Origin of the sequence: Butyricicoccus pullicaecorum, from assembly GCF_002160355.1 — a bacterium.
Classification (GTDB): Bacteria; Bacillota; Clostridia; order Oscillospirales; family Butyricicoccaceae; genus Butyricicoccus; species Butyricicoccus pullicaecorum.
Genome location: NZ_NFKK01000014.1, coordinates 59,456 through 71,943 on the forward strand (window position 1 = coordinate 59,456; position 12,488 = coordinate 71,943).

General features: G+C 56.5%; 12 protein-coding genes. 4 read left to right on the forward strand and 8 right to left on the reverse strand.

All coding sequences use genetic code 11. The features are described 5' to 3' along the window. Positions 1-133 precede the first annotated feature (133 nt). Together B5F17_RS11020 and B5F17_RS11025 are read left to right on the forward strand one after the other, a co-directional pair. Positions 134-1,321: a CobW family GTP-binding protein gene (locus B5F17_RS11020; protein WP_087373832.1), complete on the forward strand. Its 1,188-nt coding sequence runs from the start codon at positions 134-136 to the stop codon at positions 1,319-1,321. A gap of 3 nt (positions 1,322-1,324) precedes the next feature. Then, positions 1,325-2,275 (forward strand): TIGR03943 family putative permease subunit, encoded by a 951-nt coding sequence (locus tag B5F17_RS11025; RefSeq protein WP_087373834.1) that lies wholly within the window; start codon positions 1,325-1,327, stop codon positions 2,273-2,275. Between the two features lie 369 nt (positions 2,276-2,644). Here the strand turns inward: B5F17_RS11025 and B5F17_RS11030 are convergent, their stop codons facing one another. The 8 genes from B5F17_RS11030 to B5F17_RS11065 form a co-directional block, all read right to left on the reverse strand. Beyond that, complete coding sequence (locus B5F17_RS11030) at positions 2,645-3,295, reverse strand: potassium channel family protein (RefSeq protein ID WP_073993776.1); 651 nt, start codon at positions 3,293-3,295, stop codon at positions 2,645-2,647. 248 nt (positions 3,296-3,543) lie between these two features. Further along, a complete protein-coding gene (locus B5F17_RS11035; RefSeq protein ID WP_087373836.1) occupies positions 3,544-5,550 on the reverse strand; it encodes a CotH kinase family protein in 2,007 nt (668 codons plus the stop codon). 15 nt (positions 5,551-5,565) lie between these two features. Continuing rightward, a complete protein-coding gene (locus tag B5F17_RS11040; RefSeq protein ID WP_087373838.1) occupies positions 5,566-6,234 on the reverse strand; it encodes a DUF4956 domain-containing protein in 669 nt (222 codons plus the stop codon). Positions 6,235-6,378: 144 nt separating this feature from the next. Then, a complete protein-coding gene (locus B5F17_RS11045) occupies positions 6,379-6,969 on the reverse strand; it encodes a nucleotidyltransferase family protein (protein ID WP_087373840.1) in 591 nt (196 codons plus the stop codon). Between the two features lie 206 nt (positions 6,970-7,175). Beyond that, on the reverse strand, positions 7,176-7,856 hold the full coding sequence (locus tag B5F17_RS11050; protein ID WP_087373841.1) for a DUF554 domain-containing protein: 681 nt from the start codon (positions 7,854-7,856) through the stop codon (positions 7,176-7,178). A 99-nt stretch (positions 7,857-7,955) separates the two neighbouring features. Then, complete coding sequence (locus B5F17_RS11055; RefSeq protein ID WP_087373843.1) at positions 7,956-8,387, reverse strand: MarR family winged helix-turn-helix transcriptional regulator; 432 nt, start codon at positions 8,385-8,387, stop codon at positions 7,956-7,958. Positions 8,388-8,472: 85 nt separating this feature from the next. Beyond that, positions 8,473-8,934, reverse strand: coding sequence for a peroxiredoxin (locus B5F17_RS11060; RefSeq protein WP_087373845.1), 462 nt, complete (start codon positions 8,932-8,934; stop codon positions 8,473-8,475). Positions 8,935-8,952: 18 nt separating this feature from the next. Then, on the reverse strand, positions 8,953-9,687 hold the full coding sequence (locus tag B5F17_RS11065) for a YaaA family protein (protein WP_087373847.1): 735 nt from the start codon (positions 9,685-9,687) through the stop codon (positions 8,953-8,955). 337 nt (positions 9,688-10,024) lie between these two features. Here B5F17_RS11065 and B5F17_RS11070 point away from each other — a divergent pair, with 337 nt between their 5' ends. Beyond that, positions 10,025-11,287, forward strand: coding sequence for an MFS transporter (locus B5F17_RS11070; RefSeq protein ID WP_087373849.1), 1,263 nt, complete (start codon positions 10,025-10,027; stop codon positions 11,285-11,287). 116 nt (positions 11,288-11,403) lie between these two features. Then, positions 11,404-12,198 carry an HAD-IIA family hydrolase gene (locus B5F17_RS11075; RefSeq protein ID WP_087373851.1) on the forward strand — a complete coding sequence of 265 codons (795 nt, stop codon included), beginning with the start codon at positions 11,404-11,406 and terminating at the stop codon, positions 12,196-12,198. Positions 12,199-12,488 lie beyond the last annotated feature (290 nt).

The window sequence follows — 12,488 nt, forward strand, 5'->3', positions numbered from 1 at the left end:
ATGTTTTCTGCTCCATTGTTTCCCTTAACTAATTTTTCCACTCTGTTTACAAATACACCCTTTATTTTTTGCCGCAATCGCGGTATGATAGGTGCAGATGAATTTTTTAACCGCTTGGAAAGGGGTCTTTTTTATGACCAAGATTGATATTATTTCCGGTTTCCTGGGCGCGGGCAAGACGACCCTGATCGGCCGCCTGCTGTCCGAACCGCTCAAGGGTGAACAGGTCGTGCTGATCGAGAACGAGTTCGGCGAGATCGGCATTGACGGCGGCTTCCTCAAGGATGCCGGTGTCCAGATCACCGAAATGAACTCGGGCTGCATCTGCTGCACGCTGGTCGGTGACTTCGGCAAGGCACTGCAGGAAGTCATCGAGACCTACCACCCGGCGCGCATCCTGATCGAGCCCTCGGGCGTCGGTAAGCTGTCCGACGTCATCGCTGCCGTGCAGCGCGTTGCAGAGCACGAGCCGGTCGTCCTCAACAGCTTTGTCACGGTTGTCGATGCCCAGAAGGCCAAGATGTACGCCAAGAACTTCGGCGAGTTCTTCCTCAATCAGATCGAGCACGCGGGCGCAATCCTGCTCTCCCGTACCCAGTTCGTCAAGGAAGACCGTCTGGAACAGGTCGTTTCCCTGCTGCGCGAGCACAACAAGGATGCTCGTATCGTAACGACTCCCTGGGATCAGCTGACCGGTGCGCAGCTGCTGTCGGTCATGGAGGACAGCCACTCGCTGTCGGCTGAGGTACTGGCCGAGATCGTACATGCAGCCGAGGAGCATGAGCACCACCATCATCACGATCACGACCACGAACATCACCATGAACACGGTGAGGAATGCGGCTGCCACGACCATGAGCACGAGCATCATCACCACGACCACGAGCACCACCATGAGCACGGTGAGGACTGCACCTGCGGCTGTCATGACCACGAGCACGAACATGAGCACCATCACCACGACCACGAGCATGAACACCATCACGAGCACGGCGAAGGATGTACCTGCGGCTGCCACGACCACGATCATCATGGTCATCACCATGCCGACGAGGTCTTCCAGAGCTGGGGCCGTGAGACCACGCACAAGTACACCGAGGAGCAGATTGCGTCTATCCTGAATGCGCTGGGTGACATCTCGCTGGGCACCGTTCTGCGTGCCAAGGGCATCGTTGCTGCAACCGAGGGCGAGTGGATCCACTTCGACTTCGTACCCGGTCAGCCCGAAGTCCGCCGCGGCCCGGCTGACTACACCGGCCGTCTGTGCGTCATCGGCGCAGAGCTGGACGAAGACCGCATCGCTGAGCTGTTTGGGGTGTAAACCATGAAGGAAATTCCTGTTTATCTGTTTACCGGCTTTCTGGAGAGCGGTAAAACCATGTTCATCCAGGACATCCTCCGCGACCCCAACTTCACCGAGGACGAGCGCTCGCTGCTGATCGTGTGCGAGGAGGGTATCGAGGAATACGATCCCCAGCTGCTGCACGACGCACGCACCGAGATCGTCATGGTCGAGGATGCGTCCGAGCTGACGCTGCGTTTCTTCCGCGATCTGGGCAAGAAGTTTAACCCCGACCGCGTCCTTATTGAGCTCAACGGCATGTGGGAAATCGGCGACTTCCTCGAGGGCAAGCTGCCGCCCGAGTGGCCGCTCTACCAGATCGTCACCACGGTCAACGCGCAGACCTTCGAGCTGTACTCCAACAACATCGGCCCGCGTATGTTCGAACAGATTTCCATGGCCGATCTGATCGTCTTTAACCGCTGCACCGACGAGCTCAAGCAGATGCTCTATAAGAAGAACATCCGCGCCATGAACCCCCGTGCCACCATCTTCCTCGACGATGTGAACGGCGGTTCAGAGGACTACCGCGATAACATGCCCCGCCCCTTCGATCTGGACGCGCCTGTCATCGACATCTCGGACGAGAATTTTGGTCTGTGGTACGTCGACGCGACCGGTGACCCGGAACCCTATATCGGCAAGACGGTCAAGTTCAAGGGCATGGTGTACAAGACCAAAAAGATGGAGCAGGAACACGTCTTTGTGCCCGGACGCTTTGCTATGGTCTGCTGCGCGGATGACGTGCAGTTTGTCGGCTTCCTGTGTAAGGATGCCGATACGACCGGTATCGCGCATAAGAGCTGGGTGACCGTCACGGCAGAGGTACGTGTGGAATATGTTCCCCAGTACCGCGGCGAGGGTCCGGTGCTGTATTGTAAGAAGATCGAGAAGGCCGAAGCGCCCAAGGAAGAACTGGTCTATTTCAATTAAGCACCGCACCAATCAATCGGGGTCCAGGGGACGAGTTCCCTGGCGCGATCCAGCCGCGCAGGCTGGCCGCTCGCCGCAGCGAGCGGAATCCCCTTTTGAAACCCGGTGTCCGACCCGGGTTTCAACCCAAACAAACAAAAAAGAAAGACCGTCCTGTCGGACGGTCTTTCTCATGAGCGCACTTTGTGCGCGGAGTATTGCGCATCCCTCGGGATGCGCTTTTTTATTCTTGTTCAGTTGATTTTCGCAGAGGCGAAAATCAAAAAGAGCGTTTCGCGCTCTGCGGAGCGCGACTCAGGGCTCTGCCCTGAGAACCCGCAGCCTTTCGAGAAAGGCTGGCGAAAGCTTTATTTCGCCAGCGGGCGGGACTTATTTCCGCAGAATAAACTTGGTCAAATCCTTATTCGCGCCCAGAATCAGCATGGTCTCATCTTCCTGGAACACGTGGTCCGGTCGCGGCAGCGGGTCAAGGTGAGAACCGTGACGCAATGCCATGACGCTGATGTGATACTTGGTTCGTACACTCAGCTCTACCAGCGTCTTGCCGACCCATGCACGCGGAATGGGCACTTCATAGATCGAATAATCACCGGTCAGCTCGATATAGTCGAACACGTTGTCCGAGCTATACTTGACCGCCGCACGGATTGCCATTTCCTTTTCGGGATAAACGACCTGATCCGCGCCGTTGCGCAGCAGGAACTTGGCATGGACATCGCGGTTGGCACGCGCGACGACAAACGGTGCGCCGTAATCCTTGAGCAGTGCGACGGTCTCCAGCGAACTCTGGAAATTGTCACCGATCGCGACAACGCACAGGTCAAAGTTGCGCACACCCAGCGACGCGATGAAATTTTCATTGGTGCTGTCGCCGATCTGCGCACTGGTTACAACGGGCAGTACATCGTTCACGCGCTGCTCGTTGATATCGATTGCAAGTACCTCGTGATTCATCTCATTGAGTTTGCCCGCCATGTGACGGCCAAAACGGCCGAGACCAATCAGCAATACCGATTTCATTGCCATATCCTCCCCATCTGCGGCAAAAGGCCGCTGTGTTTTCAGGCATTACAATTTTGTATCGTGCCTTCCATTATAGCATTCCCGCTCGCAAAAGCATATCCCCTTTTTGTAAAATTTGTGATAACAACGAAAAACAGGCTGACTCCGTAAGGGAGCCAGCCCGCAGCGCGGAAAGGAGGATCAAGGGAATTTCAGGGATGTCAGCCTGCGCCGCGCTGACCGCAGGCCGGTTTTACAAGGGATCCTTATGAGGTGGTTGACAAATTGGATTCGGAAGCCATGTCCGGTGGTGTCTGACCGTCTGGCGGTGTGCCTGACGGCTTTTCACCACTCGCTTCCGGCGGCTGTGCCGATTGCGTCGCTGTGGTTTGGGTCGTATCGGTCGTAGCGTCAGTGGATGGCTGGGAAGCGTCGTCCGGTGCGGCAGCGGTATCTTGGCTCTGCTGACCGGCTGCGCCCTGCATCATCTTGCCGCCGCGACCCATCATGCCGCCCTCTGCGCCATTTCCGCCGTGACCGCCGCCGCCGAACTGCGAACCCATGACCGACAGATCAAGGTCGGAAGCGTCCACGAGCGTACTGCTGTCCGCCTGCTGGCCGTCGGTGGTCGACGGGATGGTGCCATCCAGCTGACCCAGAATGCTCTCTGCGCGGCGCTCGATGACCGTCTTGAGCATTTCCACCGCTTCGGTGTACTCGTCCGCCGTATAGAACGCGGTCGGGTCGTGTTCCTCGGTCGTGACGCGGCTGTCCAGCAGACCGCGCAGCATGGTATAAGTCAGTTCAAACTGTCCGCCCTGCACATACTCGGTGCACAGCTTTTCCAGATACGAATGATAGAGCGCACAGGCGTCCTCATCGTTCAGAATCACGGCGAAAATCTGGCGATCTTCCATGCTGACACCGGATACCGGCGTATCGATGGGGAAATTGATCGTACTCGACGCGTCTCCGCTCATAAAGCCGCCGAAGGCCAAGTTATAATCCCACGGCAGGAGCGCGAGCTGTCCGTCCTTCTCGTACAGGTAATAGTTATGCGCCATATTACCCGAAAGCGAGTCCAGATTGACGACAAAGGTCTGCACGGCCATATATTTACACATGAGGTCGACGTCTACGCCCGACAGGTCGCCCTCGCTGATTTTCTTGAGTGCCTCGACGACGCGCTGGTGGTCTGCGTCATCGGTGTCTGTGACCTCTCCTTCCCAGATGGTCTCGTAGCTGTCGAGGTCATCGTCGATATAGTTGAGGTCGGAACCACCGCTCGACATGCCGCCGCCCATACCGCCGCGGCCGCCGCCACGTTGGAAGCCCTCGCGGGTCTGGTCGTCAGCGGGTGCGGTCTGGGTGCTATCCGACGCATCGGACGGCTGGGAGTCTGTGGTGGTTTGATCGTTCTGGGTGTCGGCAGGCTGGGTATCCTGTGCAGGCTGGGTGTCACCGGTATCCTGAGTATCATCGGTCGATGCCATAGGCGGCTGTCCGGGCATCTGTGCACCGTCCGGCGGCTCGGGCATCTCACCCATCTGCGGCATTTCACCCATTTCCGGCATCTCGGGCAGTTCCTCGTCCTCGCTAAGTCCCATCATCTCGCGGATTTCGTCCTCGTCCTTATCCATCATGCCGCCCGGACCGCCGCCGCCCATATTCTCGGGCTTATACAGCTCACCCGGCGATGCGCCGAAATTGCGCGTCAGGAAGCTTTCCTCTACGCCCTCAAGCGCAAGGTAGATGCCCCACGGCTCGCCGTTGACCGTGATCTCGGCCATGGCGTAATCGGAAGCCGGCATGTCCAAAAAGGCGAACATGTCATAGACAAAGTATTCCTTGAGATAGGTTGCGTCCGACATCAGGTTGTTGAGTACCAGTTTATCCAGTCCCCAGCAGGTCTGACCGTCCTGATAGTGGTCGAACTCGATCTTGAAGCTGTAACGGTCGGAATCCGAGGACGCGACCTGCGTCAAGCTGGTATTGCCCTTGGGTCGGATGCCGACATTTTCAAAAGTCTGGCCGTTGATGGTCACATCGGCCGCGTAATAGGTTTCACTCAGTGCGTTGTCGAGCATATCCTGCCAGTCATCCGCGTCCATCTGGATGTCCACGGTGATGAGGTTTGTACCGAACAGCGTCGATTCATACTGCTGTTCAATCCCACCTGCAGCCTCGGCAAAGCACGGCATCAGGCAGGACACGACGAGCATGACCAGAACGAGCACGATGGCCAGCACTTCGGTTGATTTCCGGCGGATCATCGCACACGCTCCTTTTTACGACATGTACTCGCCGTTGTAGCTGACGAGCACCGCGCTGCGCACACCGGTCGATGCCGCAACCTGATTGACGAAATTGGTCGTACCGTCGTCGGGCAGGCGGACTTCGGCGGTCACTTCCACGCCGTCGGTCGTAACCGTCTTGGACTTGATGACGAATTTCTGGTGAGAAAGTGCGGCAAAGGCGACGTGCTCGGCGCGGTCATCGTCACACGAGACGACCAGCAGATAGGGGTGATCGTTCTCCTTGCGGTTGACGAAAACCAGAAGGACGATGCCGACCACGAGAGAGCCGACGATTGCCATGAGGAACTGACCGGCACCGGTCACGATGCCGCAGGCCAGCGCCCAGAACAGGTAAACGATATCAAGCGGGTCCTTGATGGCTGCGCGGAAACGGACGATGGACAGTGCACCGACCATGCCGAGCGACAGGACGACGTTTGACGTGACGGCTAAGATGACGAGCGTGGTCACCATGGACATGCCGATGAGCGACACGCCGAAGGTAGACGAATAGAGCACGCCGTGGAAGGTTTTCTTATAGACGAAAAAGACGAACAGGCCGAGTGCGAGCGAGATCACCAGCGCAAGCGCGGTGTCGAGCAGCGAAAACGACTGTATGCTGTCCAAAAAGTTAGACTTAAAGATATCTTGAAAGGACATTGGAATGGACTCCTTTATGTGGATTTTTTAGTATACCATGCGGCAGACCGCATACTTGGAAAAGGCGGCAGCGCGGAAGTTGCCCAGAATTTATGAGCACAGAAAAAGCCCTGCACCATAAGATGTCGGGCTTTAAAACGCATATCACCACGGAATCACTGTCAATTCCGGCCATTTATTCGTCCATTTAATACATTTATCTTGATAAGTCTGTTCGGTAATCTGTGTACGGTTTGCGCGAACAATCTGTCCGAACAGGTCATTTAGGCCAAAGGGTGCATACACTTTGAGACGAGCATTTTGCAAACGTACACCGACTGATGTTGCAGTCGTCGGCCAGGTATCTATCGCTTGTTCCAGAGATTGATATGGTTTTAAGTTATAACCATAGTGTTGTTGATACCACAGATGCACACGCGCTTGATTTTTGACATCCAAAGCAAGCGGTAACTGTGAAAAATGCTCTTGTACCTTCCGAATCACCCGATCTTCTGCCTCATATGACAGATCTGTATCATCAAAATAAGCGAAATCAATATCGGAAATGCCATAGAGCGGATCGCGTCCGGTCTGTAAGTTCCACACCGTCTGGCAGATGCAACCTGCTCCAATGTAATAGTCACGTAAGCCTAACGTCTGAGATTCTTGCAAAACCTGTTCGATTACAGGGCTTTGTTTGAGAAACTCGCGCAGCATGTCCAGTTGTTCTGCAAGGTCACAGTGATATCCAATCATTGTACAAACCCCTTTCTTGTAAGTGTGGGTAAAAAGAAATTTCGCTCGCTGCGGCGAGCGAGGAAAATCAATTTTTGGTTGATCCCCGGGGCGGACACCGGGAATCAAAGGGGAATTCCGGACTCTGCGGAGTCCGGCCAGCCTGCGCGGCTGGATCGCGCCGGGTCGCAGACCCGGACCCGCTTATCGCCAGCGGGCGGGATTCCTTATAACAGGGCTTTGATTGCGAACCAGATGACTGGAACCGCCAGCGACGGCAGCATATTGAGTGTTTTACAGTCACGAATGTTCAGCATGGACAAACCAGATGCGGCGATGAGGATACCGCCGATGATAGACACTTCGGTCATCAGAGCATCGGTTAAAAATCCAGACAATGCACCGGCGCACAAATAGATTGCACCCTGCCAACAGAACAGCACGCCGGCAGCGCAGGCGATGCCGATGCCGTAGGTCGAGGCCAGGGTCATGGATGTGACGAGATCGAGGGTTGCGTTGGTAAAAAGATAAGTATGGTCGCCGTAGAGTGCGCTATTGATCGGGCCCAAAATGGACAGCGTACCGATGCAGAAGAGCAAAATTGCAGTAGACAGCCCCTGTCCCAGTCCGCCGTCCTTGGAAAACCGGCCGACCAGGCGCTGAAACCGGCCATCGATATCCAGCATGGTGCCGGTCAGCGTACCGACGGCGAGGCTCAGAATAAACAGCACAGGAAAGGTACTATTCGGCATATTCTGTGCGACTGCGTTGACACCGAGTGCGCAGGCTGCCAGTCCCATGGCCTGAAACAGTGCCCCTCGATATTGTTCCTTGATGCCGTGCCGCAGGCAGCTGCCCGCGATCGAACCCACCAAAATCGTTCCTGTGTTGACAAGCGTGCCGATCATGTACTGCGTTTTCCTTTCGTTTTGTAGTGTGATAAAGTATCGGGTATGAAGAAAACCGATGCGGCCGAAAATCATACGGGTACGCATCGGTCTTTGTGCTTATAATTTGGGCCAGCCCTCTTTGCGGCTGTGTGCGACGTTGTCCGCGATACGATGGAGAAAGGTGAAGAACTGCGTCCATTCCTCCTCGGTGAAGCCCTGCATACACATGCGGTTCCACTCGTCCAGCGTCTCATTGACGTACTGCAATGCCTCCTGACCGCGTTCGGTCAGCCGCACCAGTTTTTCGCGCTTATTGTTCTCGTTAACTGTGCGCGTAATCTGTCCGGCGTTTTCCAGACCGGCCAGCAGCTTGGCCACGCGGCCCTTGTCAATCTCCAGACGTGTGCACAGCGTATCCTGATTGCAGCCGTCCAGCGACGCGATCATGCGCAGCGCGAACGCCTCAACCGGAACCAGATCATATTCTTTCAGCCGCTCGCGTACAAAGCTCTGCTCGCCGCGGCGGATGACACCAATCGGATGAATCATTCGGAAGTCCCCCTCTGTTGTTTCTCCCAACGGTTCTTTCCTCTATTTTAACCCATCCGAACCGCGTTTCGCAAGGGCTGAACGCTTATTTTCCGGTTAAAAAGTCCAAAATCTGCTGTGCGTTCTGGTCGGGCTTGACCTTTTCGCCTGCCCACTCGATCACACCGTCCGGGCCGATCACGTAAGTCGTGCGCACAACGCCCATCGAGGTCTTGCCGTAGAGCTTCTTTTCCTTCCACACGTCATACGCCTGAATGGCGGTCAGTTCGGGGTCGGACAGCAGCAAAAACGGCAGTTCGTTCTTCTCAGCAAAGCGCTGGTGGCTCTTCTGCGAGTCCTTGGACACGCCGACGACCGGCACGCCCAGTGCCTCATATTCCCCATGTGCCGCCGCGAACGCGCACGCCTGCTTAGTGCATCCGGGCGTAGAATCCTTGGGATAAAAATAGAGCACCCATCGCTTGCCTGCGAATGTCTCCGACGAAATCAGATTCCCCTGTGCATCCGGCAGCGTAAAGGCCGGTGCTTTTGTGCCTACCTGCAGCATCTTAGTTCCCTCCTACGGTCAAAGCTGTTGTACATAGGTGTACACCGCATCGTTGGACAGGCTGGGTGCAAATGCAAAGCCCAGTTCGTCAAATCCGGTCAGGTCTTCCTGCCGGTCGATGCGGTTCTGGATGATATACCGTGCCATCGCACCGCGTGCCATCTTGGCATTGGCCGCCAGACAGCGCAGCTTGCCGCCGCGCTCGGACAAAAACTCACAGGTCAGAAACCGGTCGCCCGGCTTGAGCTGCTTGGATACCGCACGGCTGTACTCGCTCGAGGCCAGATTGACCACGAGGTCGGTCTCGGCATACAGGTCATCCCGGAGCTTGCTGCCCCAGAATTTATACAGATTCATGCCGCGCGGACGGCGTGACATCTCCAGACGATAGGGATGGATGACGTCAAGCGGTCTGAGCGCACCGTAGAGCGCCGACATGTGGCGCAGATGGTCCTGCGCAAAGCACAGATCGTCGTCGGTCAGGCTGTCCGCGTCCAGATATTTATAAGCCAGTCCATCATAGGCCAGAATGGCCGGGTCTCCACCCTCCGGCGTCCAGGCCGCAAAATCGGCCGCTGCACGGAGCGCAAGCGCGGGACTGATCTGCATGGTGCTTTCCAGTTCATAGGCGGGCATGGCGCACAGAACGTCTGCCAGTTCTTCGGCCTCCTGTCCGCGCTGGGGTCTGGTCGTCGGAAGCGCGCGCTCCGGCGCCGAACGCATATTTTTTGCCGGGGATAAGATTGCGATCATACTTCCGCTTCCTTTCTTTGAATTTGACAATGCTTCCCATTGCCGTATACTTCCGTACACATTTTTTATTGTATCCGTTTTACCACAAAATTTCAAGTAGCCCACCCCCCTTCATTCACGGCATATTATATAGGTATTGTCGATTTCTTCCCTCTTGCGAAAAGTATACAAATCGGTTGTATTTTTCAACTGCTGTTCTTTCAGCCGCCGATCTGCTTCATTTTTTCCGGCATTCTTCCGGTTTTTTCCGGCTTTCACGCCTTCCCTTGTGGACAGTCCCCGGTCACAGTGATACAATTGCAAATGAACGCAAAAAAATAAGGGGGATTGTTCCGTTATGTCACCAACTCGCACGCGGCGCGTGTGCCCGCCGCGCTACGCCAACCGTCTGTTCTGCCTGACGGCCGGTGCTTACATCGCCGGTCTGTTCGGCCGCATGAGCTATGCCGCGGTCATGGCCGATCTGATCGCGCAGGAAGGTCTGGGCAAGTCTCAGGCCGGTCTGATCGGTACGATGTTTTTCGTTGTCTACGGCGTCTGTCAGCTGCTCTCCGGCTTCCTCGGCGACCGCATTTCACCCAAAAAGCTCATCTTCACCGGTATCATCGGCTCGGCTGTGCTCAACCTCGGCATGGGTCTGTCCGGCGCGTCCTACCCGGTCATGCTCACCCTGTGGACGCTCAACGGCGTGTTCCAGTCTATGCTCTGGTCGCCCGCTGCCCGCGTCTTTTCCGAGATGATTCCGCCCACCCACCGCAAACGCGCCTGCGCAAACGGTGCGGCAACCTACCCGATCGCAACCATTCTCACCTACCTCTTCGCCTCCGCTCTGCTGCACTTTACCGGCTGGCGCGTCGACTTCCTGCTGTCCAGCCTCATCATGCTCATTTCGGCTGCGTTCTTCTGGGTACGTATGTCGTTCTATGAGCGCGAGACCGAACAGCGCGGTGAAATCGAGGAAATCACCCTGACGCAGGTGGAAAACGCCGCACAGGGCAGCCTGATTCGTACGCTGATCGTGTCCGGTACGCTGCTCACCGTACTGGGCGCGGTCTCGCTCGGCCTGCTGCGCGACGGTATCCAGAGCTGGATGCCCACCTACCTCGACGAGTGCTTCTCGCTCGGCGCGTCGCTGTCGGTCGCATTGTCCATCGTGCTGCCCGTCTTTAACCTCATCGGCGTCTATCTGTCCAAATGGATTGCCGGTCGCTTCATCCGCAACGAGCTCGCCGGTACGGCCTGCTTTATGGCGGTCGCTGGTGGTGCGCTGGCCGTCCTGTGCCTGACTGGTATGGACAACGCCGTCGTCTCGCTCGTCCTGATGACCCTGTCCTCCACTGCTCTGGTCGGCGCAAACCTCATGATTATCAACCTCATGCCCATCCACTTCGGCGCAATTGGCCGCGCATCCTCGGTCACCGGCATCTTTAACAGCGCCTGCTACCTCGGCTCGGCGCTGTCCTCCTACGGCATCGGCTTCTTCTCCGAACGCTGGGGCTGGACGGCTGCCATGGCCTTCTTGCTGGTATTCGCTGTCATCACCCTGCTGACCTCGCTCTCCGGCATCCGCCGCTGGGGAAAATATCGCCGCAATATCTGATCTGTCCCGTAAATTTTACCCAGATTTGCTTGATTTCTATGCGCCTTCCCTGCATAATAGAATCTGGAGACATGTATCTCAAAAAGATTAAGATATAAGATAAGGAGTACCTACCCATGACCGAACCGTTTGAATCGCTCGAAGAGCTGCGACAGAAAAAAGGCTTCATCTGCGACATGGACGGCGTGATCTATCACGGCAACCGTCTGCTGCCCGGTGTCAAGGAATTTGTGGACTGGCTCAACCGCGAAGGCAAAAGCTTCCTGTTCCTGACAAACTCCAGCGAGCGCTCGCCCCGTGAATTGCAGCAGAAACTTGCACGCATGGGTCTGGACGTCAGCGAAGATCACTTCTACACCAGCGCTCTGGCAACCGCTGCCTTCCTCAAGAGCCAGTCGCCCGGCTGCACGGCTTACGTCATCGGTGCACCCGGCCTGCTCAATGCACTCTATGACGCGGGTATCACCATGAACGACGTTGACCCCGACTACGTCATCGCGGGCGAGACTACCGGCTACAACTACGAGACCATCCTCAAAGCCGTCGGCTACATCCAGCGCGGCGCACGCCTGATCGCAACCAACTCCGACCTCACCGGCCCCTCGGAACGCGGTATCATCCCCGCTTGCCGTGCTCTGGTCGCTCCCATCGAGCTGGCAACCGGTAAGCAGGCTTACTACGTCGGTAAACCCAATCCCCTCATGATGCGCACCGGCCTGCGCCTGCTCGGCGTGCACTCCAATGAGGCTGCTATGATCGGTGACCGCATGGATACCGATATCGTTGCAGGCGTGGAAACCGGTCTGGATACCGTCCTGGTCCTGTCCGGCTGCACCACCCGCGAGGAAGTCGAAAATTACGCTTACCGCCCGCGTCATATCCTCAGCGGCGTCGGTGAAATCCCCGGCTAAACCCTGCACCGCACCCAACACTGAAAGTTTCGCCAGCCTTTTCAAAGGCTGCGGGTTCTCAGGGCAGCGCCCTGAGCCGTGTCCCGCAGGACACGGAATCCCCCTTTTGAAACCCGGTGTCCGACCCGGGTTTCAACCAAAAAATAATCAAAAGCGCGTCCGCTGACGCGCAACTCCCCCGCGCGCTCAGCGCGTTCATGAAAACCAACCTGCCGGATTGGTTTTCCCAAAATTTAACGTAACTTGTACTCCTTCCCGCAAACAATCACCGACTCGATCTGACCTAAATC

Bases quoted from the DNA above. Each gene is read 5' to 3' on its own strand.
- B5F17_RS11050 (WP_087373841.1), bottom strand. From the start codon at position 7,856: ATGATCGGCACGCTTGTCAACACAGGAACGATTTTGGTGGGTTCGATC.
- B5F17_RS11035 (WP_087373836.1), bottom strand. From the start codon at position 5,550: ATGATCCGCCGGAAATCAACCGAAGTGCTGGCCATCGTGCTCGTTCTG.
- B5F17_RS11025 (WP_087373834.1), top strand. From the start codon at position 1,325: ATGAAGGAAATTCCTGTTTATCTGTTTACCGGCTTTCTGGAGAGCGGT.
- B5F17_RS11060 (WP_087373845.1), bottom strand. From the start codon at position 8,934: ATGCTGCAGGTAGGCACAAAAGCACCGGCCTTTACGCTGCCGGATGCA.
- B5F17_RS11030 (WP_073993776.1), bottom strand. From the start codon at position 3,295: ATGAAATCGGTATTGCTGATTGGTCTCGGCCGTTTTGGCCGTCACATG.
- B5F17_RS11075 (WP_087373851.1), top strand. From the start codon at position 11,404: ATGACCGAACCGTTTGAATCGCTCGAAGAGCTGCGACAGAAAAAAGGC.
- B5F17_RS11065 (WP_087373847.1), bottom strand. From the start codon at position 9,687: ATGATCGCAATCTTATCCCCGGCAAAAAATATGCGTTCGGCGCCGGAG.
- B5F17_RS11020 (WP_087373832.1), top strand. From the start codon at position 134: ATGACCAAGATTGATATTATTTCCGGTTTCCTGGGCGCGGGCAAGACG.
- B5F17_RS11070 (WP_087373849.1), top strand. From the start codon at position 10,025: ATGTCACCAACTCGCACGCGGCGCGTGTGCCCGCCGCGCTACGCCAAC.
- B5F17_RS11040 (WP_087373838.1), bottom strand. From the start codon at position 6,234: ATGTCCTTTCAAGATATCTTTAAGTCTAACTTTTTGGACAGCATACAG.
- B5F17_RS11055 (WP_087373843.1), bottom strand. From the start codon at position 8,387: ATGATTCATCCGATTGGTGTCATCCGCCGCGGCGAGCAGAGCTTTGTA.
- B5F17_RS11045 (WP_087373840.1), bottom strand. From the start codon at position 6,969: ATGATTGGATATCACTGTGACCTTGCAGAACAACTGGACATGCTGCGC.